Origin of the sequence: Lachnospira multipara LB2003 (assembly GCF_000702205.1) — a bacterium.
Classification (GTDB): domain Bacteria; phylum Bacillota; class Clostridia; order Lachnospirales; family Lachnospiraceae; genus Lachnospira; species Lachnospira multipara_A.
Genome location: NZ_KL370871.1, coordinates 207606 through 230410, shown reverse-complemented (window position 1 = coordinate 230410; position 22805 = coordinate 207606). Strand labels below are relative to the sequence as shown.

Genomic DNA, 22805 nt, shown 5'->3' with positions numbered 1-22805 from the left:
CGCACTAAAATGCATGAGGTTCAAGTTGTTATTCCAGCGCAAAGTCTAATAGTTTACTTTTACAATACAATTCTTAATAAAATTATACCATAAGATTTAGGAAAAAATAACCTTTTTTTAAAGCAATAAAAAAGGCTAAAGGTTTATTGCCTTTAGCCTGGGTAGAATCTTTGATTAGAGTGATGTATAACCACCATCTACTGGTAAAATTACTCCATTAACATAAGAACTTAATGGAGATGAAAGGAAGATTGCTGTTGTATCAAGTTCGCCTTCCTTACCATATCTTGATAATGGAATCATTGTTTTGGCATATTCCTGGAAATATTCTGAGTCAAGTGTTTCCTTTGTAAGAGGTGTTTCAAAATATCCAGGGCAGATGCAGTTTACATTAATTCCCTTCTCGCCCCATTCTGCTGCAAGAGCACGAGTTAAGTTAACTACGCCACCCTTAGCTGCATGGTAAGGTGATGCAGGTGCAATCTTATTACCAACAAGACCATACATTGAAGCAATGTTTACAATACGTCCATATTTAGCAGCTAGCATTGCTTTATTAGCAACGGCTCTTGCTACTTTAAATGAGCCAAATAAATCAATGTTCATTTCATTGGCGAATTGTTCATCAGTAATTTCTTCAGCTGGAGCAACGGCACCGGTTCCAGCGTTGTTAATTAAAATGTCAATTCGACCAAATTCCTTCATTACTTGATCAACTGCATCTTCAACCTTAGCTGTGTCTGTAATATCACAAGGTATTGCAAGGGTCTTAACCCCGTATTCTTTGCTTATTGAAGCTGCCACCTCATCAATTAATTCTTTACGTCTAGCTAGAGCAACTATATTGGCTCCCTGATTTGCAAGTGCTTTTGCAAGCTGCACACCAAGACCTGTTGAACAACCAGTTACAATAGCTACTTGTCCACTTAAATCAAAATAGTTTTTCAAATCAAACCCTCCTTATTCGCTTAAAATTCTTAATATAAGTATACTAATTATACTATAAAAAGTATATATTTTCTTAAGAAAAAATTATCAAAAAGCCTAAAAATCCTAATTTCTATTCCTATAACAGAAAAAATACCCTAGTACTATTTATGCATAGCTTTTAAAATCTAGTCATAAAGTACCAGAAAAATAGGCAACTATATTTTTGCAAAAGAAAATAACATGAGATATAATATTTTTATACATTTCGTATATAACAAAATATTATTAGGAGCGATTACGTATGAGGGAAAAGATTTTATCGTTACTTAAGAGAAGTAAAGCTAAAATCAGAGCCCTTACGCCTATCCAATTTAAGGTAGGAATTATTGCTAGTTGTACACTCTTAACTGCTTTGGTTGTTGTAGGTGTAGGAGGTTCGGTTATAGCAAGCACTAAGAGTAAATCTAATTCTAAGTCGGATGTGAAGGAAGAGGTTTTATCTGATGAGGAGAATATAGACCTTTTAAATGTGGTCTTACCTCATTCTAAGGATGATGCTGATACTAAATTTACAGAAGATATGTTTATTGCACAGGAAGAAGTCAAAGAAGAAGCTATCCTAGAGATGATCGAGGATACTTCTCAACCAGTTAAGATTATTTCCTATGAAGAGTTAGATATTGGAGAAGACGACTCAAGCGAGACTGTCGTTGGCGAGGTAGTTGAGGAGACACCATCTAATTCTACAAGTATTTATGAATATAGTGGAATTGTAAAAGGTATCGATGTTTCAAAGTGGCAGGGAGATATTGATTGGTCGCAGGTTGCTGCATCAGGTGTTAAGTTTGCTATTATTAAATGTGCTGGTAGAAGCACTGCAAGCGAAGGTTCGTTATATGAAGATCCAAAGTTTGAGCAGAATATTCAGGGCGCGATAGCTAATGGAATTCAGGTGGGAGTTTACTTTTTCTCACAGGCTCTTAGTGTAGAAGAGGCTTATCAAGAAGCTTCAATGACAATTCAGTTAATCAGTAAATATCAGATTACTTATCCGGTTTGTTTTGACTGGGAATCAGCTGATGGATACAGGGTTGCTAATAGACTTGATCGTCAGCAATTAACAGATATTTGTAATACTTTTGCTGGTGTAGTTGCAAGTTATGGATATACTCCAATGATTTATTTTAATAGATCTGATTGGAGAGGTGCTGTTAATACTGCAGAACTTACAAGCAAGTATAAGACTTGGTTAGCTGTTTATTTTAAAGAGTATTATTACACATCTAATGCATGGGATTATGGTAATTCTGTTCCAGAATATCCAGATATTCCATATGATGTATGGCAATATGGTGTTACTGATACAGTACCAGGCATTAATGGTTGGTGTGATATGGATATAGCTTTCTTTAGCTATGGAAACTACGAAGTACAAGGCTTACAGGAGCCGGGCATTAATTTAGATGTTGCTTCCTTTACTTTAACGCAAGGATGTGATAGGTATGGAAATCCAGTTAATCTAGATGAGGGTAGTGACAGTTTATCTGCTTATTTAAGAGATAATGCCCATGGCAAAAATTGCATTGGTTACGATGTAGAACTAGAAATGACTATTAGGGATTTAGCTGGAAATGAGCGTGATTATGCAAGTGTTATCACATCTCCTGGTTCATATATTGTATCCTATAGTTTTGTTGATCCAAGAAATGGTATGATTACTAAGGAATTATCCTTAAATATAATATCTAAGCCAACTGAAAGTCCGACGGAGACTGAGACTGAGACCGAAACTGAAACTGAAAGCGAAACAGAGACAGAGACTGGAAGTATAGATGAAACGTCGACTGGTGATGAAACAAGCAGTGAAACTGAAACTGAAAGTCAAAGTGAAAGCGCTAGCGTCCCTGAGGACACTACTGCTGAACCTAGTGGAGAAGGTGTAACACAATCTCCTTAGATTAGCTTGTTCAATAAAAACTTATTTGTTATATTAAAACCATAATAATAAGAGGTTGTAAGCTGGCTTACAACCTCTTATTATTTTGATTTTGAACCTCATGCATTTAGATGCGCTTTTTATTCATTAAATATTATTTTTTGGTTTGTTTTTAATTCTTCAAGTTGTGCAAGAATTATTTCCTTGTTAATCGAATTTAGAGTATTGGCTTTTTTTATTAATTCATCTAATTTTGATTCCTCATTATTTTCAATATAAAGAATAGCTAAATCAGAATAATTGCTCTTAATATCTGTATTTAATTGGATTCCATACTCTAAAAATATACAAGCCTTATCCTTAAGTCCTAGATTAATTAGTTCATGACCTATAATTGCTAGATTTTTTACTAGAGTAGTGTAATTATCATCATACTCTGATAGTAGGTTTAAATTAGCTGGCCCATATTCTAGTTTTAAGTCTGTATTACTAATAGATGAAAGATTAAGGATTTTTTTATCCTTAAGATGTTCAATTTCCTCAAATCTTCTTAAAAGTGTCTTATTATCAGAAACTGCAAGGGCAAGTGCCTGGTCATTATTTAGTTGTGGAAGATTATTAGAAATTGTTATATAATCTAATTTACTTATATCCTGTTTTCTAGTTAGATTAGCTTTTCGCTCTTTTTCCCAGAATTCATCGGTTCTTTTTTGTTGTTTTGTAGAACCTCTTCTTAGGATATAATTAAAAATAACAATTAACACAAATATGTATGGAAGTAATAATTTCATAAGGTCACCTCGGAGGTAGTAATGATAAATTTTAGTAACAAGAAAAATAAAACAGCATTATTGATTGTGGTTATAATCCTTGTTATCGCAATGATTGTTCCAATGTTATATTCACTAATAGTTTAGTTTTATTAGAGTATATCACGAAAGAATGGAAAGATAAATATGGATTTAGGTAGAGTTAAAAGTTCTATTTTTGATAGAACAATTTTTAAGAAAATTAAAAAGCGTGGGGCTATTGATATTAATCGTGCTTATTTAAGTGAGCAAAGCGCCATTGCGAGTTTCGGTTCCTTAAATGTATGCACAGCTATTAGTTCTAAGCCTTACGCTGTTATTGATGTATCTAACAAGTTACATGCTAGTGGCGCAAGTCTTGATTATATAACTGCTAGCATATTAGTTGATGAGAATTCTAGGGAAATCAGGGTTAGAGAGATTATTGAAGACCTTGAAAAATGGTGCGCTTACTTTAATGTAACTATTGCTAATATAGATGTGCAGGTAAGTAAGAATGTTAATAAGCCGGTAACTACTGTATTTGGAGTTGCTAGTACCAAAAAAGAAATTACTAAGTTAGACCTTACTGCTCATAAATCTATTGCTGGGGCAAAGATTGCAGTGGTTAATCCTATTGGACTTAGTGGTGTTAGAAGAATTTATAATGCTAAAAAAGATGAAATCCTTAATAGATATACAGAGGATGTTGTAGGAAGAGCTCTAGGTGAGGATATAGAGCTTGATGCATCAAAGACTGCGGATTTTATCTATGATTATTTTAGAGACAATGGCATAAATGGTAGTGTTTGTGCTGTTTGCGAATGTGGAGTGCTTAATTCACTTTGGGATTATTCAATTAAGGGTAATGCAGGATTTGAAATTGATATTCGAAAGGTTTCTGTAAGACAAGAAATTATTGAAATCTGTGAAATGTACGGCATTAACCCATATGAGTTAGAATCAATGGGGACATTATTAGTGACATATTTTGGAGAATGTGATATAGTTAATATATTAAACGAAAAGAATGTGACTGCTAATGTTATTGGTGAATTCGTAAGCAGTAATAATAAAATAATAAGAAGTCTATCAGAAGAAAGATTTCTTGAAATGCCAGGTCAAGATGAAATTTATAAAGTTGTAATTTAGTTTAGAAAACAAGCTCTTTTAGTTTTCAAAACTAGATAATATAAGTTATGTGAAGGATGTGGATTATGAGAGACAAAATTTTAAACATGCTAGAAAAGAACGGTCGTATAGATATTCACGACATGGCGATTATGTTAGGCTTAACAGATGTTGAAGTAGCCAATGAAATTGCAGCGATGGAAAAAGAACACGTTATCTGTGGATATAACACTTTGATTAACTGGGATAAGACAGATGACGAGAAGGTTACAGCTTTAATTGAGGTTAAGGTAACTCCTCAAAGAGGCTTAGGTTTTGATAGCATTGCAGAAAGAATCTATAACTACGAAGAAGTAACTAGTGTTTACTTAATGTCTGGTGGTTTTGATTTTACTGTTATTATAGAAGGAAAGTCCATGAAGTCAGTGGCGAATTTCGTACATGCTAAACTTGCTCCTATGGAGTCAGTTCTTAGCACTTCTACTCACTTTGTTTTAAAGAAGTATAAGGATTACGGTACTGTATTTGAGGCAGATAATAAGGACGAAAGGATGTTAGTGACACCATGAGAAATGCACTTTCCAACAAAATATTGAGCATTGAACCTTCTGGTATTAGAAAATTTTTCGATGTAGTTAGCGAAATGCCAGATGCTATTTCATTAGGCGTAGGTGAGCCTGATTTTGATACTCCTTGGAATGTTAGAGAGGAGGGAATTTATGCATTAGAGAAGGGTAGAACTTTCTATACTTCTAATGCAGGTCTTAAGGAATTACGTATTGAGATTTGTAATTATCTTAAGAGAAGATACAACCTAGAATATGATCCAATAGATGAGACTATGGTCACTGTTGGAGGTAGTGAAGCTATTGATGTGGCACTTAGATGTATGGTTGATCCAGGGGATGAAGTTTTAATTCCTCAGCCAAGTTATGTTTCTTATTTGCCTTGTGCAGTTATGGCTGATGCAAAACCAGTAATTATCAACCTTAAGGAAGAAAATGGTTTTAAGCTTACACCGGAGGAATTGGAAGAAAATATTACTAATAAAACAAAAATTTTAGTTTTACCATTCCCTAATAACCCAACTGGTGCTATAATGAATAGAGATGAATTAGCGAAACTTGTGCCAATAATAATTAAACATGATTTATTTGTGTTATCAGATGAGATTTATTCTGAATTAACATATGGAGAAGAAAGACATGTTTCTATTGCAGAATTCCCAGGAATGAAGGAAAGAACAATAGTTATTAATGGCTTTTCAAAGGCTTTTGCTATGACAGGATGGAGACTTGGTTATGCGTGTGGTCCTAAAGCTATAATAAAGCAGATGATTAAATTGCATCAGTTTGCAATTATGTGCGCACCAACTAATAGTCAGTTTGCTGCCGTAGAAGCTTTGAAAAATTGTGATGAAGACGTTAATAAGATGGTGGAGGCCTATAATCAAAGACGTAGGTATCTTGTTAATGCATTTAGAGAGATGGGATTGGAATGTTTTGAACCCTTTGGTGCGTTCTATATATTCCCTTCAATCAAAAAGTTCGGTATGACATCAGATGAATTTGCAACAAAACTCCTTAAGGAGAAAAAATTAGCAGTGGTACCTGGAACTGCTTTTGGAGACTGCGGAGAGGGATTTTTAAGAATTTCATACGCATATTCAATTGATAAACTTAAGGAAGGCTTGTCGCGAATTAAGGAATTTATTACAGAGTTAGAATCTTAAGTGAATTTATAGCAACAAAAGCCATACTTAGATATAGCTGTGTAATATGGAAACTTCAGAACTACAAATTAATCCGAAGGAGGATATATATATGGCTGATATTAATGTAGATTACATCAACCCTTTTCTTATGGCAGCAGTGAGCATTTTTAAGGACGCATGTCAGATGGAGTTAAAGGTAGGCAAACCATATGTAAAAACAACAGAATTTGAGAATGATTCGGTTATTATCATGATAGGTGTTACAGGTGAAATGAGAGGTCAGGTGTTGATTGCTCTTACTTACCAGAAGGCTTTAGAAATAGCATCTAAGATGATGATGGGTATGCCAGTTACTGAGCTTGACGACATGTCTACTAGTGCAATTTCTGAATTAGGAAACATGATAATGGGTAATGCAGCTACAATTCTTTCTACTAAAGGTGTAGGTATTGATATTACACCACCTACTTTAGTACGTGGTGCTATGAAGTTAACCCAGAATTATACTAAAAATATCTGTATTCCTCTAAGTAATGAAGCTGGAGTTGCTATGGAACTTGATATTGCTATTAAGACAGAATAATAGTGCGTTTAATTAAAGTTAAGCCAAAGCTGCGAAAGTAGTTTTGGCTTTTTTTAGTATTAATAGTATAATGGTTATGTAATAAAGATATTTAGGAGTTAGTATGATTAATATAGTTTTACATGAACCAGAAATGCCAGCTAATACTGGAAATATAGGAAGAACTTGTGTTGCAATTGGAGCAACTCTACATTTAATAGAACCACTAGGCTTTAGAATTAATGATAAGATGTTAAAAAGAGCAGGCCTTGATTATTGGGATAAATTAGATGTTAGAACTTATAAGGATTATAATGATTTTTTAGAAAAAAATCCTAATGCCAAGATTTATATGGCTACAACTAAGGCACATAAGACTTATACACAGGTTAATTATGAAGAAGATTGTTATATTATGTTTGGTAAGGAAAGTGCTGGAATTCCAGAGGAAATTCTAGTGGATAATGAAGATACATGTGTAAGAATTCCAATGATTGGAGAAATTAGATCCCTTAATTTATCTAATTCAGTGGCTATTGTTGCTTATGAAGCATTAAGACAGCTTGGCTTTACAGACATGAGTTTAGAGGGTGAATTACACAGATTACATTGGAAAGAGTAAAAATGGGGGCCTATGAAACATATTTTTATTGACTTGGAAATGAATAATGTGGCTAAGGAACATAAAGAATTTAAAAGAATTAGCAGACAGGAAACTATTGAAATAGGCGCAGTTAGATTAGATGAGAACCTAGAAGTTGTTGATGAATTTAAGGAATACGTAAAGCCTCAATATAACTCAATTATTGAGCCTAAGTTCGTTCAGCTTACTGGAATTACAACTGTTGATGTATCAGGAGCGGATCATTTTGCTAATGTTTTAAAACGCTTTATTAACTGGTGTGGCCATGATTATAAGATTTATTCATGGAGTGATTGTGATAAATTACAATTACAAAATGAAATAAAGGCCAAGAAATTAACTGAATTTGAAAGTGATGAAGGACTTAAATATATGTATGATAATTGGATTGATTATCAGAATGAATTTAAGAAGGAACTTCATTTAAGTCATATTTTGTCCTTATCTAAGGCTGTGGATTTAAGTGGTTTGGCTTTTCAGGGTAAAGCCCATGATGGCTTAACTGATGCAAGAAATACAGCTCTTTTATTTAAGGCATCAAGAAATTCTAAAGAGTATGAGAAGATGAGAAAGGCTTTTGTGGAGGCCTTAACTCCAACAGTATTTACAATGGCTGATTTGATTGATTTTAGTCAACTAAAATTATCAGATGATAAAGAACAGTAATTAATATTTATACAACTATAAACATTAATAATAAAAAGGAGATTAAAGCTTATGAAACTAGCTATTGTTGGTAATGGAAAAATTGTTAATGAGTGCTTGTTTGCTTTGCAGGATATTCCTGAGATTGAAGTGGTTTCAATTTGGGGTAGACCTACTAGCTTAAATAAGACAAAGATGCTTGCTGATGATTATGGCATTATGGAGGTCTATACAGACTATGAAAAAATGCTAATGGAGACTAATGCTGATACAGTCTATATTGGAATTATTAATAGTATGCATTATGACTATGCTAAATTAGCCTTAATTGCAGGTAAGAATGTAATTGTTGAGAAACCTTTTACAGCTACAGCTAGTCAAGCTAAGGATTTGGCATCAATTGCACTTGATCATCACTTATTTATTTTTGAAGCTATGACAGTGTTCCATAATGAGACTTTTGAGAAGGTAAAGGAGACTGTGCCTTGGCTTGGAAGAATACGTATGGTTCAATGTAATTTTTCACAGTATTCATCACGCTATCAAAAATATAAAGATGGATTTCCTGCTCCAGCATTTCAGCTAGAATCTTATGGTGGAGCTTTAATGGATATTAATGTCTATAATATAAACTTTGTGGTTGGCTTATTTGGTCAGCCAGAGGATGTATTATATGTGGCTAACAAAGGTTATAACGGAATTGATGTGTCAGGTACATTGATTCTTGTATATAAGGATTTTGTGGCAGAACTTGTGGCTTGCAAGGATTCTGATAGTGAGTCATTTATTATGGTTCAGGGTGAAGAGGGCTACTTTAAGGTTCCAGATAGTGCCAATAGTCTAAGAGGATTAGATATTTATATTGGTCACGGTGATAATATCGCCAAGGAGGAATTTAGACCTAAGGAAGTACATCATAGAATGGTTCAGGAATTTAGAGACTTTGTAAAGGCTATTGAAACTGATGATTACGATAAGGTTAATCAATCATTAGCACATTCAATTTCAGTGTGCGATATTTTAGAAAGAGCTGCTGAATCGGCAGGTCTTAGATATGGAGAGTAAGGGAAATAATAAAGGCAGTTAGTTTTTTGTGTTTATTTAGAGAGAAGTGATTTTATGATTAATATATGGGGAAAGACTAAGAAAAGGACTTTGTCTTTAGCTTTAGTCTTTATTATGATTAGTATTATTTTTTCTTTACAAACTATCAATTGCTTGGCTGATGATGGGAAAGTAAATATTAATGGTGTGTGGTACGATTCCTTTGAGGCTTTTTATGAGGCAAGCGGCTACACATATATCACAAAGGATGAATTGATTAATAATATGATTAATCAATATAACACTGGGGGAACTGTGTCAAAAAGCTATTATTATGAGGATGATTTATGTGAGAATCTCATTGGATTAATGATTAATGATAGCGGTCTTTATAATAATTTTGCTAGTATGGTTTATCGTTATACTATTAGGACAACTGCAGGTAAAAAAAGCATTGGTGGCTATCAGGTAATGTGTTATGAAACTGATACTACAACGCAGATGTATCTAGATGATGCACAATTTAATGCCATGAGCAGTAAAGCTAGAGAGGTGCTAAATAGCTGCAGGGGCAGTGATAATGCAGAAACTGTACTAAATATATTTAATTGGTTTAAGGACAATGTGACTTATGATTATTCGTATAGTCATGGCAATGCTTATGATGCTTTAATTGGCCAAAATAGCGTCTGCGCTGGTATATCAACGGCATTTCAGTATATGATGGAGATTGCTGGTATTCCAAGTGTCATAGTAACTGACGATGGAAAAAATCAGATGGCTCATGCATGGAATGCCGTTAAAATTAATGATTATTGGTATTACGTTGATTGTACTAATGGCCTAGCTAAACAAGATGATAATATGGCTTTATTTGCTAAGGATGTAATGCCTGATTATTATGGGATTGGTATTGCTAGCACAAGTTATAAAAAGCCTAGTAGCAAGCCTTCAAATCAAAATCTACCTGTAGAAAATGAAAATCAGGTCTTAGCTGATACGGCTGTAGTTGATAATGCTGCAGTTATTAATACAGGGAATCCAGAATTTACAGAAAAAAAGCAAATTAGCAATGAAACAAGGGAAGCTGTGGAAAGTAAGAATATTAATAAAAAGCTTTATTTAATGGAATCAAGACTTGATTTTGCTGTTAATGAAATTAAAGAGGATACTAGTAATGAGTCTTCTGATAGTGCAATAGTAGAAGATAGCAGCGAAAATCAAGTTGAGAAAGCTAGATTTTTAAAAGACTTAAAAATAACCATTGTTTTTACTTTGCTTGTAGGAATAGGAATAAGTGTGGGCTTTTTTAGTCCTAGAAGACGAGTTTGGAAAATATAGTAATACTTTAGATTTAGATGATGAGTAATTTTTTCTAGAGTTATAGTACTATTTACCTAAATTGTAATTATCCTTTGCGTGTTGGGTGATGAAAAAATAAATTTGTGAGTTTATCATAATCACATAATCGAAATCAGATAGGCGTGAATAAAGTGAATAGGGATAGTTTAAGATTTAGGGAGGTTAACAGCATGGGATCTAACGAGTTAACAGAAGTAAATTGGAGAGTAGAAGACATTAAAAGAATGTTATATGATTTGCGTATTCCCGCAACGGAGAGCAATATTGATAAAGCATATAACATAGTCTTACAACACAGAAAAAAGATCCGAAATATGATTAAGGAGAAAAATTTCAGTGCATGAATCGTACAAAAGTAATAATTAGAACTAGTATAATTGGCATTATTGTAAATATTATCTTAAGTGCAGTTAAAGCAGTAATTGGTTTAACAGTAAACTCCATCGCTATTGTAATGGATGCAGTCAATAATTTATCAGATGCCCTATCTTCGGTTATAACAATTATTGGCGCTAAGTTATCTAATAAGACACCAACCAAGAAACATCCTCTTGGATTTGGCAGGGTGGAGTATTTAACTACAACGGTTATAAGTGTGATTATTCTATATGCTGGTGTTACAGCATTTGTAGAATCATTTAAGAAAATAATAAATCCTTCAGTGCCCGACTATTCTGCGCTTTCTTTGCTTTTGGTTGGAATCGCAGTTATAGTTAAGATAATATTAGGTTTATATTTTAAGGGGGTCGGTAGCAGAGAAAAATCTGATGCACTTATTGCATCAGGAAAAGATGCTTTATTTGATGGGGTTATTTCAACGGCAACTTTTTTAGCGGGAATTATTTATTTATTGTTTAAGGTAAGTATTGAAAGTTACCTTGGAGTTATTATCTCTATAGTGATTATAAAATCTGGAATTGAGATGCTTAGTGATACAATTAGTAAGATTCTAGGTGAAAGGATAGAATCGGATTTTGCAAAGAAAGTTAAAAAATGTGTAGCTTCAGTTGAAGGAGTACATGGTGCCTATGACTTAATACTTCATAGTTACGGACCGGACAGACTTATAGGCTCTGTTCACATTGAAGTAGATGATAAGCTTACGGCCAATGAAATTGATGAGATTACAAGGAAAATCGAAAGGAAGGTTTATAAGGAGTATAACGTAAATATCACAGGGGTTGGTATTTATGCAGTTAATACTGGAGATAATGAAGCAGCTAGAATAAGAGGTGAGGTTTCAAGAATCGTCACAGGTTTTGATTATGTTATTCAAATGCATGGATTTTACATTAAAATAGAAGACCTATATATGCAGTTTGATGTTATTGTAGATTATGCTGCACCTAACATAAAGGAGGTTTATCATAATATAATTGATGCAGTACAGGAAAAATATCCAGATTATACATTACAAATTATATTAGATAGAGATATTTCAGAATAAAGCAATTAACGCCTTGATAAATTAGTTTATCAAGGCGTTTTCATATTCATTAAGCAGACTTTCAATTGCTTTTGCATGTTCTTTAGTTATTTCATTGAAATGTTCTATTTGTATTTCTCTTTCTAAAACTTCTGATGTTAGTTTTATAAATAGGCTTATGTTAACATTAATTCTGTAAGGCTTCTTAGCCCTGTTATTATCTATGGAATTAACCACAATTCGTACAGTTGCAAGCTTTCTTTTTAGAATGGGAATAACTATATATAAAAGTCTGTCATCTTTAATTGATAGGTTACCTAAGCTTTGACCTAGGTTATTAGAAACTGTTAGCCTGTTGTTTTTTAATTTAGTAGGATATAGCACAGTTCCTGGCTTAAGAGCATATAATCTCTTGTAGTAATCATCAACTCCTACTGTAGAAAGATTGGCATGTATTTCATAAATTCTATCATTATTGTCTAGTCTAGCATTAGCTTTTAAAATCTTTCGCAGTGAAAAAACTGGATTTATAAAACTCATGGCAAAGCTATTAAATAACTGCATTTGAAAGAATGGCTTTACTTTTAAGGTGTCATATTCAATTCCTTTGCTATCTAGTGCAAGCTCTACGCTTTCAAGTAAGGATGTTACCTCAACTAAGCATGAATGGATAAAGCAGTCAAAGTCTTCCTTATCAGGTTCCCATAAAAACTTTCCTCTGGCAATATTTATAAAGCTATCGTTATTAATTACGTTAATATCAGCTCTTTCATAAACATTTCGATTACAATATGCTAAAGAGAGGTCCTTGCCATTAAAGTGATGGCGGCTTTCTGCTTTATGTGTAGGGCTTGTGTTATAGCTGCGATTCTTATTTTTGTTAAGCTTATAATTGCTTTTTAAAAGACAGTAGGCCTCGTTTATTAACTGTGCCTTTCTTGAATCGTTTATGTCTGGAGAATCTGGGTGATATTTAAAGATAAGTTCACGGTATTTCGTCTTTATTTCCTTTATATTTTCATTGCCATTAACTCCTAGAATCTTGCAAGCTTCATCAATATTCATAGTATTAGTAACCTTTGCCTCCTCTCTTTATTATCTTTACAACCAATGTAAGAATATGATATCAAAATCCCATATATGAAACAAATGAATTTTAGTTTAAGTATTGAAAAAGAAAAATAAATCAAATATTATATAATAAGAAGTTGTTTTGTGAAAAAATTAAATATTAGATTTGATAAATGTAGGAGTTAGTATGGTTACATATGAGTTAGAAATAGATGGAAGAATGTGCTATGTGGCTGATTGTAATGACGCAATAAATAGTGGCCCATTTATTTTTTGGCCCTTAGATCCAGTAGAAGATGAGAATTGGTCTGAAGTAGCGGTTCTTGTTCATGAGATGGTCCCAGAGATTGCCTTTACCATAATTGGATTTAAGGTAGATTCTTGGGATTTTGAAATGAGCCCTTGGACTGCTAATGATGTCTTTAAGGGACGTAAATTTGAGGGTGGTGGAAAAATCACTCTTGATTGGTTGGTTAATAGCCTTATGCCTGAGATTGAGAAGAAATTTAATACAGCTTTTATTCTTAGTGAAGTTTGGGATACGGATAAAGACCTTGAAGTGGAAAAAGAAGAGTGGTATAGAACTTATTATATTGCAGGTTATTCCCTCGCAGGACTTTTTAGCCTTTGGACTTATTATGAAAGCTGCTTATTTAGTGGAGTTTGCTCAGCTTCCGGATCTTTATGGTTTCCAGGGGTTAAGAAATACGTCTCAGAGCACGAATTAATAGATGATACCAAAATTTACCTAAGTCTTGGAGACAGGGAAGAAAAATCTAAAAATAAGGTGCTTGCTTCTGTGGGAAATACAACAAGAGAATTATCGGTTTATTTTGGACATGCGGTAAAGGAAGGAATTCTTGCAGACTTTAAATACGAGGTGGAAAAAGGAAACCATTTTAATAATCCTCAGTTTAGATTAGCTAAGGGGATAGCGTGGTTGCTTGATTCTTCGATTTCTTTGCCTAAGCTTTAATAGGAAGGTGATAGCTATGAAGATTAATTTTAGAAGGATTAAGAGAAAAATCTTAAAAAATATTCTTAAAACACCAGTGATAATTGCAGCAATAAGCGTAGTGGTAACTGCCGGTGCTATTTTTCTAGTCTTAAATATTAAAGATAAAAGGGAAGTTAACAAGGCAGAAGTAAGTCTTACGGACACATATTTACGTGATGCTAATGCCAGTTATAATAATATTAATAGGAAAAATGAGGTTGCAGGGGATACTGGGCTTGCAACAAATCCTAGTGTAACAGAAACTACAGGAAATCCAGCTACTGATAATGCTAATAAAGATTCTAGTAAAGATGCAGCTAATAGTAACGAGCCAGCTAATATAAATAGCAATCAAGACTCTTATACACCTAATACAGATGAACCTCAGGTGACTAATAATAACTGGAATTATGATGATAATTCTGGGGATGATAATAGTGATGAGCCTGTTAATAATAATTACACATATGTTGAGCCAGGTTTTGCTGGGGTAAATGATGATATCCCATCTATTAGTGATGGCACTAATGCAGGAATAGCTAGTTCTAATGAGGCAGCAGGCTATGCAGTAAGTGCTGGCTTTAAGCAGCTTTATAGTAATGAACTACCTGTAAATGACATATATTATTATGAAGAGAATGGAATTTATGAAGGTCAGGTTGTAACATATAATAATTACACAATTATATACATAATCTCAAGATCACCATCCTTTGATGCTGGTGTTAATAGCATCTTAACTAGTCTTCTAGGAAACTACGGCTCTTATGTATGGCAGCGATTTATAACTGCTAATATGTCCCAGTCTTTTTATGTAGGTGAGGACAATAGATTAGTAAGAATAGTAGTTCCAAACGTGGATGGCCATTATCAAATTGTAATATACAATTAATTTAAAATGTGATATAGTATAGAAGTATAAAATTTTGTCGAGGTGAACGGTTTTGCTTAACGAAAATAAAGTTAAAATGATGACAAAAATGGCTATCTATGAGAAAAATGAAGGTAGTGAAATGATAAAAAATGCTAAGTATTATAAAAGTGATTATGTTGCACTAGGTATTCTAAAGAGCTTAATTGCAACTACTTTTGCGTTTATTATTATTTTTATTCTATATGCATTTTGTAATGCTGAAGGCATAGTGGCTAATATTAATGAATTGGATTATGTAGCATTAGGAAGAAAAGTGGCAGCTTATTATATTGGCCTTATTGTTGCTTTTTCTATTATTTCAGGTTTTGTTTATAGCTACAAATACGACAAGTCAAGAAAGGGTCTTAAGAAATATTTTTCAAGACTTAATAAGCTTGAAAGATTCTATAATGGCCAGAATAAGAAGAAGTAATTAGGAGGAATATATGGCTTTTTTACTGGAGTTAAAGGACAGATTTAGTAAGTTCTACAATAAATATGACACATATTTTGTGCCAGCAATGAAATTTGTAATTGCTTTAATAGCATTTATCATTCTAAATTTAAGTATTGGTGGTATTTCAAAATTAGGAAATCCAATATTTGCTTTTTTAGCAGCTGTTGTTTGCGCTTTCTTACCTAATGGTGGAACAATTATTTTATTATCACTATTTATGTTAGTGCATTTATATTCAATATCTGCTGAATTCGCATTAATTGCTCTTTGCGTTATTGCAATTATGTATTTATTGTATTTTAGATTTACACCTAAGTCAGGTTACATTGTGATTCTAACTGCACTTCTTTGTAGCATTAAGTTACCATTTGTAGCAATTGTATCAATTGGTTTATGTGCAGGATGGTTATCATGTATTCCAGTTTCGTTTGGTGTGATTTTTTACTACATTATAAAGACTGCTAGTCAGTACGAATCAGCTATTTCAGAGAGCTCACTTACTGATTCAGTTGAACAGATTTCATATCTTAGTTCTAGTCTTTTTGGCGATAAGGGTATGGTTACTTTAATTATTGCTTTTGTTGCTACGATAGTTGTTGTTTATTGTATTAGAAGACTTAAAATTGATAATTCATGGGTTTATGCCATTGGATTTGGTAGTTTAGTTGAATTTATTATTTTAGTTGTAGGTCAGGTAGCACTTAATGCTAAATTAAATATCGTATTTGTTATTATTGGCATTTTACTTGGCGTCGTTGTTGGATTTGTTTGTAAGATTGTGTTCTTCTCATTAGATTATAAGAGAACAGAATATGTTCAGTATGAAGATGACGAATACTATTATTATGTTAAGGCAGTGCCTAAGATTAATGTGTCTGCTACTGATGTTAAGGTTAAGCAGATTAATGCAAAAAAGACTAAAGAAACAACTAATTTAGATGATATTAGATCACAGGTAAAGTCAAGAACTGCACAGGACGACTTAGAAGATGACGATATTGTGATTTTTGATGATAAGAATAGATAGAATTTTGTTAGCGGCTACTTTGTAGTCGCTAATAGTTTAGATAAGGAACAGGGGTGAGAAAATGTCTTTAGAGAATTATCTGTCTAGCTTATATATTCCACGAATTTCATGGTCAGATATTATTGAAATAATAATTATTGCCGTAGTGATTTATAATGTAATGGTTTGGATTAAGAATACTAAAGCCTGGGCACTACTTAAGGGCATTGTCATCGTTGTGGTTTTTGCACTTATAGCCTATGTGCTCAATTTAAGGACTATTCTTTGGATTGCAAGTAAGACCATTAGTGTTGGTATTATTGCTCTTGTAATTATTTTTCAGCCAGAACTTCGTAGAGCTCTTGAGCAATTAGGACGTAAGAGATTAGTAACAAGTTTTATTAATTTTGGCGAGCGTGGTAAGAAGGAGCGTTTCTCTTCAGATACGGTTAATGCTATTGTTAGGGCATGTTACGAAATGGGAGCTGTTTATACAGGTGCATTAATTGTAATTGAACAGGATATGCTTCTTGAAGAATATGAAAGAACAGGAATTGAAGTTGATGGTTTGGTAACAAGTCAACTTCTTATAAATATTTTTGAACATAATACACCTCTTCACGATGGTGCTGTAATTATACGTGGAGATAGGGTTGTGGCTGCTACTTGTTATTTGCCACTGTCTGATAGTACTAAGATTAATAAAGCCTTAGGTACAAGACATAGAGCTGGTCTTGGAATAAGCGAAGTAACTGATAGTATAACTCTTATTGTTTCTGAGGAAACAGGTAAGGTATCTATTGCTGTTGGTGGAGAGCTTATTCACGATATAGATGAAGAGTCATTAAGGAGTAAACTTGAATATACAAGAAATAGAAATCTTGACGTTAAATCATTCAGACTATGGAGAGGTAGGCTAAATAATGAAGGAAAAGATATTTAAAAATTTCACTTTGAAGCTGCTATCAGCTATTATTGCTATAGTGTTGTGGACTGTTATTGTAAATATTTATGATCCAAGTACAAGCTATACCTTTAGTAATGTTACAGTTACCTTGCTTAATACAGAGACTTTAACAAGTAAGAATTATTCTTATGAAGTGGTGGAAGGAAGTAAGATATCTGTAAGTGTATCTGGACCAAAATCAAAAATAACAGATATATCTGCTAGTGATATAGTGGCAACAGCAGATTTAAGCACTGTTACTGCTTATTCGGATTACGTTGATATTGATGTTTCAGTTGTAAAGGATGGTAAGGTTGTAGAAGGAGTGGAAGCAACTCCCAAAACAACAGCTGTAAAGCTTAATATAGAGAATAGAACTAATAAGACTATTGAGCTTGAAAGCCAATTAGAAGGTGAGCTTACATCAGGATATGCCCTTTCTAATGTAAGCTTTAGTCCAACATCAATTAATGTAATTGGAGCATCATCAGTTGTAGAAAGTGTTGCACATGCAGTTGTTCCAATTGATGTAAGTAACGCAACACATACAGTTACAGGAAACGCTGCAGTAAGGCTTTATGATAGCGATTATAACTTAATAGAAGATGATACTATTGAGCTTTCAGAAACAAATATTAATTACACTGCAGCCATTGGGAAAACTAAGAAAATCCCTGTAATAGTACAAACAAGCGGAACTCCAGCTAGGGGATATGTGCTTTCTAATGTAAGCCTTAATGTTAAGGAAGTTACAATTGTGGGAGATGAGGATGATATTAATGGCATTGTTAATATAACAATTCCACCTGAGAATATTAATATCGAAGGATTCTCTAATGATAAGGAATACAAATTTAATTTAGCTAATTATTTAAATGGCAATATTAGTATTATTTCTGAGGGTACTTTGGTTGTGTCTGTGGATATTGAGCCTGAAGATTCTAAGACAATAACAATGGATAAACAGGCTATTGTAATTAAAAATCAGAATAATAATACTAAAGTCTCATTTGGAGATAGTAGATATTTTGATATAATTATAAAGGGAGCTACAGATGTTATTAACACAGTTAGTGCTTCTAATATAGCCATGTCTGTTGATTTAACAAGCTTTGGAGAAGGTACACATGAAGTGCCGGTTAATATAACACTTCCAAGCGGTTGTAGTTTGAATCAGGAATATACAGTTGAAATAGTTATAAGCAATGTTATACAAGAAACTCAGTCAGCCAGTAATTAGTTAATTAGGAGGGGAAAGATGGTTAGTAGGGATATTGAGATAACTAGCGATTTAGGAATTCATCTGCGACCTGCAGGGGCTATGTGTGATGAAGCTATAAAATATCAGTCTCATATATCTTTTGAATATGGTGATAATAAAAGGGTTGCCAATGCCAAAAGCATTATTTCCATTCTTGCATCTGGTGTAGGAAAGGGAGAGTTTATCAAGCTTATGGCGGATGGAGAGGATGAAGAGGAAGCAATTGAAAAAGTTTCTTCTGCTTTTATTAAATCCATGAACGATAATTAATTGATAATAATTTAAATATGGGGTATAATCGTTTTTGAGTCATAGTCTTGGCTTAAAGGGGTTATACCCTTTTTTAAGTTAAGATAGCAAAATCTATAGCAGCTTGGGTGCTATTTGGTTTTGTTCCCTGCTAGGCAGGGTAAGAGGGAAAAATATAAATATAAAGAAAGAGGTATAAGTTAATGAGTTATTTAGAGACTTATAAGGAATGGCTCACTAATGACTATTTTAGTGACGAAGCTAAGGCCGAATTAAAGGCTATTGAAGGAGACGAAAAGGAAATCGAAGACAGATTCTATAGAGATTTGGAATTTGGTACAGGTGGTCTTCGTGGAGTAATTGGTATTGGTACTAACAGAATGAACATTTATGTTGTTAGTAAGGCTACCCAAGGACTTGCTAATTTTATTTTAAAGGAAGGTACACAGGATAAGGGCGTTGCTATTTCTCATGATAACAGAAGAATGTCAAGAGAATTCGCTGAAGCTACAGCTCTTTGTCTTGCAGCTAATGGCATTAAAGCATATATTTACCCATCACTTCGCCCAACTCCAATGCTTTCATTTGCAGTAAGAGAGCTTGGTTGTACAGCAGGTGTTATGGTAACTGCTTCTCATAACCCACCAGAATATAATGGTTACAAGGTTTATTGGGAAGATGGCGCTCAGATTACAGCACCAAAGGATAAGCAGATTATCGAAGAAGTTAATGCAATTCATGATTGGTCAACAGTTAAGACAATGCCTAAGGATGAAGCTGAGGCACTTGGTCTTTATAATACAATTGGTTACGATATTGATGAGAAATATTACGCTGCACTTAAGACACAGTGCATCAATGGAGATATCATTAAGAGCGTAGCTGATGATATTAAGATCGTTTACTCACCATTTAATGGTACAGGTTCAATTCCTGTAAGAAGAATCCTTAGAGATTTAGGTTTCAAGCATGTATATGTTGTTGAAGAACAAAAGGATCCAGATCCAAACTTCACAACTCTTGAATATCCAAACCCAGAAGATCCTAAGGCATTTACATATGCACTTAAGCTTGCTAAGGAAGTTGATGCTGATATTATCTTAGCTACAGATCCAGATGCTGATAGACTTGGTATTTATGCTAAGGATACTAAGACTGGTGAATACATGGCATTTACAGGTAATATGTCAGCTATGATCATTGCTGAATACCTTCTTTCAGTTCGTAAGGAAAAAGGTTTACTTCATGACAATGGTGCATTAGTTACAACAATCGTTTCAACTAATATGGCTGCTTCTGTTGCTAAGGAATATAACTTAGAGCTTATTGAAGTATTAACAGGATTTAAATTTATTGGTGAGCAGATTAAGTTCTTTGAGAAGAACAACAACAGCCACTTCTATGAATTTGGTTTTGAAGAATCATATGGTTGCCTTGTTGGTACACATGCTAGAGATAAGGATGCTATCGTTGCTGTTATGTCACTTGCTGAAGCAGCAGCTTACTACAAGTCAAAGGGTATTACTCTTTGGGATCAGATGATGAACATCTTTAATAAGTACGGCTTCTATAAGGAAGGCCAGAAGGCTATTACAATGAAGGGTGCTACAGGAGCTGAGAAGATTCAGGAATTAATGAACAGCTTAAGAAGCAATCCTCCTAAGAAGTTTGGTGCTTGGGATGTTAAGGAATTTAGAGATTACAAGATTGATGAGAAGACAGATATTGCTACAGGTGCTAAGTCTAAGACAGGTCTTCCAAGCTCTAATGTTCTTTACTTTGACTTAACAGACGATGCTTGGTGCTGTGCTAGACCTTCTGGTACAGAGCCTAAGATTAAGTTCTACATGGGCGTTAAGGGTACATCACTTGATGATGCTAATGCTAAGCTTGAAGAACTTACTAAAGCTGTTATGGATATTGTTGAAGCATAATATTAACTTTAGTTAAGACTTTATCTTTTTTATAGACTATTCCTTTATAAGAAAGGAATGTTGAATTTAAACACAAATTCTTTATATAAGAAACACAATTAAGACACATTTCGTTGCTATATTATTAACTGTAGTAACGAGATGTGTTTTTTAATGCAAGTTACGATTATGAATAAAATTATAAAGCAAATAAATGTAATAAAGATAAGGAGCTGATGAAATGGAGAACGGAGAAAACACAACATATCGAATGAGTGGAGACGAAATTCCAAAACAAGATGGATTTGCATCTAGCACTGATACAAGCTATACAGATGCAAATAGAGCAGAGGCGAATACAACACAAAGGCAAAATAATAGCTTTTCTAATAATTATGATAATTTTAACAATCAGAGCTATAACAATCAGAACTTCAATACTCAGAGCTTTAACAATCAGTTTGGTCAGGCACAGACTGGATTTAATACATATCAGACAGCTAATACAACTGCTCCAAAGAAGAATAAGAATGGTAAGAAGACGTTTAAAAGAATAGTTTCTCTTGGTCTTGCAGCTGTACTTTTTGGTGTGATTGCAGGTAGCGTTATGTGCGGAGTAAATTATCTAGGTAATAAATATGTTACAAAGACAGCAACAACACAAACTCCTACAATAGCAACGGTTTCAGCTATATCAGCAATTCAGGGGGACTCAGATTCAAACACAACAACATCATCACAGACAAGTATTGATGCACAATCAATTGCTACATCCCTTTTACCAGCTATGGTAGAACTCAATGGTACAACAATTGTATCACAGACACAGACATATGGTTTTGGCGCATCTAATTATCAGGCAAGTACATCAGGTACAGGTATTATTATTGGACAAAATGATACTGAAATACTTATTGTAACTAACGCTCATGTTATTGAGGATGTTAATAATTTAACTGCAGTATTTGTTGATGGTACATCTGCAGCTGCTTCAGTTAAGGGTTCAAAGACAGATAAGGATATTGCAGTAGTAGCAGTTGATGTTTCATCTTTATCAAGTGATACAGCAAGTAAGATTGCTATTGCAGAACTTGATTATACAAGTGAAGTTGCAGTAGGTCAGCCAGTGGTAGCAATTGGTAATGCCCTTGGTGAGGGACAGTCAGTAACAAATGGTATTATTTCTGCTCTTAATAGAACAATAACAGTTGATAATACAGAATTTAGTGGACTTATTATGACTAATGCCACAATTAATTCAGGTAACTCTGGTGGTGCCTTAATTAATGCAGATGGTAAGGTTATAGCTATTAACTTTGCTAAGACAAGTAGTGATGGAGTAGAAGGTATGGCATATGCTATTCCAATATCTAATGTTGTTGATCTTATTAATACATTAATGAATAAGCAGACACGTACAAAGGTAAGTGAAAGTGAAGCCGCTTTCTTAGGTGTTTCAGGTGTTGATATGACAGAGTATTATGCTTCAGTTTATGGATATCCTACAGGAGTCTTAATTAGAACAGTGCAATCTGGCTCAGCAGCTGAAAAAGCAGGTCTTGAAAGCTATGATATTATTACAGGATTTGATGATACAACCATTTCAAGTATGTCCGGCTTAACATCACTATTACAGTATTATAAAGCAGGTGAAACAGTTACAATTGAGTATTATCATTTAGAGGGTTCATCATATGTATTAAAGACTGCAGAGGTTACATTAGGATCTAGAAGTTAATACATTAACTAATATATTATTTATAAAGAGTCTTTGGAGATTATAATCTCCAAAGATTTTTTTATTTTAAATT

General features: G+C 33.6%; 23 protein-coding genes. 20 read left to right on the top strand and 3 right to left on the bottom strand.

Annotation, left to right across the window (positions count from 1 at the left end):
* Nucleotides 1-174: 174 nt before the first annotated feature.
* Complete coding sequence (locus T537_RS0110535) at nt 175-948, bottom strand: SDR family NAD(P)-dependent oxidoreductase (protein WP_031557786.1); 774 nt, start codon at nt 946-948, stop codon at nt 175-177.
* Between the two features lie 283 nt (nt 949-1231).
* Here T537_RS0110535 and T537_RS12555 point away from each other — a divergent pair, with 283 nt between their 5' ends.
* The gene (locus tag T537_RS12555) at nt 1232-2887 is read left to right on the top strand and encodes a glycoside hydrolase family 25 protein (RefSeq protein ID WP_051637222.1); all 1656 of its coding nucleotides are present in this window, start codon (nt 1232-1234) and stop codon (nt 2885-2887) included.
* A gap of 119 nt (nt 2888-3006) precedes the next feature.
* Here the strand turns inward: T537_RS12555 and T537_RS0110525 are convergent, their stop codons facing one another.
* Entirely contained in the window at nt 3007-3657 is a 651-nt protein-coding gene (locus T537_RS0110525) for a hypothetical protein (RefSeq protein WP_031557781.1), read from the bottom strand.
* 165 nt (nt 3658-3822) lie between these two features.
* Between T537_RS0110525 and T537_RS0110515 the strand changes: the two genes are divergently transcribed.
* The 10 genes from T537_RS0110515 (at nt 3823) to T537_RS0110470 (ending at nt 12202) form a co-directional block, all read left to right on the top strand.
* Nucleotides 3823-4806 carry an AIR synthase-related protein gene (locus T537_RS0110515; RefSeq protein ID WP_031557778.1) on the top strand — a complete coding sequence of 328 codons (984 nt, stop codon included), beginning with the start codon at nt 3823-3825 and terminating at the stop codon, nt 4804-4806.
* A 65-nt stretch (nt 4807-4871) separates the two neighbouring features.
* Nucleotides 4872-5354: an Lrp/AsnC family transcriptional regulator gene (locus T537_RS0110510; protein WP_027438302.1), complete on the top strand. Its 483-nt coding sequence runs from the start codon at nt 4872-4874 to the stop codon at nt 5352-5354.
* Entirely contained in the window at nt 5351-6517 is a 1167-nt protein-coding gene (locus tag T537_RS0110505) for a pyridoxal phosphate-dependent aminotransferase (RefSeq protein ID WP_031557775.1), read from the top strand. Before T537_RS0110510 ends, T537_RS0110505 begins: the two co-directional genes overlap by 4 nt.
* A 91-nt stretch (nt 6518-6608) precedes the next feature.
* Nucleotides 6609-7082, top strand: coding sequence for a chemotaxis protein CheX (locus T537_RS0110500; protein WP_027438300.1), 474 nt, complete (start codon nt 6609-6611; stop codon nt 7080-7082).
* Between the two features lie 103 nt (nt 7083-7185).
* Nucleotides 7186-7683 (top strand): tRNA (uridine(34)/cytosine(34)/5-carboxymethylaminomethyluridine(34)-2'-O)-methyltransferase TrmL, encoded by a 498-nt coding sequence (gene trmL / locus T537_RS0110495; protein ID WP_027438299.1) that lies wholly within the window; start codon nt 7186-7188, stop codon nt 7681-7683.
* A 12-nt stretch (nt 7684-7695) separates the two neighbouring features.
* The gene (locus T537_RS0110490; protein ID WP_027438298.1) at nt 7696-8370 is read left to right on the top strand and encodes a 3'-5' exonuclease; all 675 of its coding nucleotides are present in this window, start codon (nt 7696-7698) and stop codon (nt 8368-8370) included.
* Nucleotides 8371-8421: 51 nt separating this feature from the next.
* The gene (locus T537_RS0110485) at nt 8422-9414 is read left to right on the top strand and encodes a Gfo/Idh/MocA family protein (RefSeq protein ID WP_027438297.1); all 993 of its coding nucleotides are present in this window, start codon (nt 8422-8424) and stop codon (nt 9412-9414) included.
* 54 nt (nt 9415-9468) lie between these two features.
* Nucleotides 9469-10734 (top strand): transglutaminase domain-containing protein, encoded by a 1266-nt coding sequence (locus tag T537_RS0110480; RefSeq protein WP_031557774.1) that lies wholly within the window; start codon nt 9469-9471, stop codon nt 10732-10734.
* Nucleotides 10735-10925: 191 nt separating this feature from the next.
* Nucleotides 10926-11099: a hypothetical protein gene (locus T537_RS12920; RefSeq protein ID WP_155895266.1), complete on the top strand. Its 174-nt coding sequence runs from the start codon at nt 10926-10928 to the stop codon at nt 11097-11099.
* Complete coding sequence (locus tag T537_RS0110470) at nt 11096-12202, top strand: cation diffusion facilitator family transporter (RefSeq protein WP_031557773.1); 1107 nt, start codon at nt 11096-11098, stop codon at nt 12200-12202. Before T537_RS12920 ends, T537_RS0110470 begins: the two co-directional genes overlap by 4 nt.
* A 21-nt stretch (nt 12203-12223) precedes the next feature.
* Here T537_RS0110470 and T537_RS12550 read toward each other — a convergent pair whose 3' ends face one another.
* Nucleotides 12224-13246, bottom strand: coding sequence for a J domain-containing protein (locus T537_RS12550; protein ID WP_031557771.1), 1023 nt, complete (start codon nt 13244-13246; stop codon nt 12224-12226).
* Nucleotides 13247-13439: 193 nt separating this feature from the next.
* Between T537_RS12550 and T537_RS12545 the strand changes: the two genes are divergently transcribed.
* The 9 genes from T537_RS12545 to T537_RS0110420 all read left to right on the top strand — a co-directional run bounded on the left by T537_RS12545 (nt 13440) and on the right by T537_RS0110420 (nt 22732).
* Nucleotides 13440-14228, top strand: a complete 789-nt coding sequence (locus T537_RS12545) for an alpha/beta hydrolase (protein ID WP_051554990.1) — start codon at nt 13440-13442, stop codon at nt 14226-14228.
* Nucleotides 14229-14244: 16 nt separating this feature from the next.
* Nucleotides 14245-15141: a hypothetical protein gene (locus tag T537_RS0110455; protein ID WP_031557767.1), complete on the top strand. Its 897-nt coding sequence runs from the start codon at nt 14245-14247 to the stop codon at nt 15139-15141.
* A 52-nt stretch (nt 15142-15193) separates the two neighbouring features.
* Complete coding sequence (locus tag T537_RS0110450) at nt 15194-15595, top strand: hypothetical protein (RefSeq protein WP_242839185.1); 402 nt, start codon at nt 15194-15196, stop codon at nt 15593-15595.
* Between the two features lie 13 nt (nt 15596-15608).
* Entirely contained in the window at nt 15609-16646 is a 1038-nt protein-coding gene (locus T537_RS0110445; RefSeq protein WP_027438291.1) for a hypothetical protein, read from the top strand.
* A gap of 61 nt (nt 16647-16707) precedes the next feature.
* On the top strand, nt 16708-17568 hold the full coding sequence (cdaA, locus tag T537_RS0110440; protein WP_027438290.1) for a diadenylate cyclase CdaA: 861 nt from the start codon (nt 16708-16710) through the stop codon (nt 17566-17568).
* On the top strand, nt 17549-18811 hold the full coding sequence (locus T537_RS0110435) for a CdaR family protein (protein ID WP_031557763.1): 1263 nt from the start codon (nt 17549-17551) through the stop codon (nt 18809-18811). The genes cdaA and T537_RS0110435 overlap by 20 nt, the downstream gene beginning before the upstream one ends.
* An 18-nt stretch (nt 18812-18829) precedes the next feature.
* Entirely contained in the window at nt 18830-19102 is a 273-nt protein-coding gene (locus T537_RS0110430; RefSeq protein ID WP_027438288.1) for an HPr family phosphocarrier protein, read from the top strand.
* 182 nt (nt 19103-19284) lie between these two features.
* Nucleotides 19285-21015 carry a phospho-sugar mutase gene (locus T537_RS0110425; RefSeq protein WP_031557762.1) on the top strand — a complete coding sequence of 577 codons (1731 nt, stop codon included), beginning with the start codon at nt 19285-19287 and terminating at the stop codon, nt 21013-21015.
* A 220-nt stretch (nt 21016-21235) separates the two neighbouring features.
* Nucleotides 21236-22732 carry a S1C family serine protease gene (locus tag T537_RS0110420; RefSeq protein ID WP_051637221.1) on the top strand — a complete coding sequence of 499 codons (1497 nt, stop codon included), beginning with the start codon at nt 21236-21238 and terminating at the stop codon, nt 22730-22732.
* Nucleotides 22733-22805 lie beyond the last annotated feature (73 nt).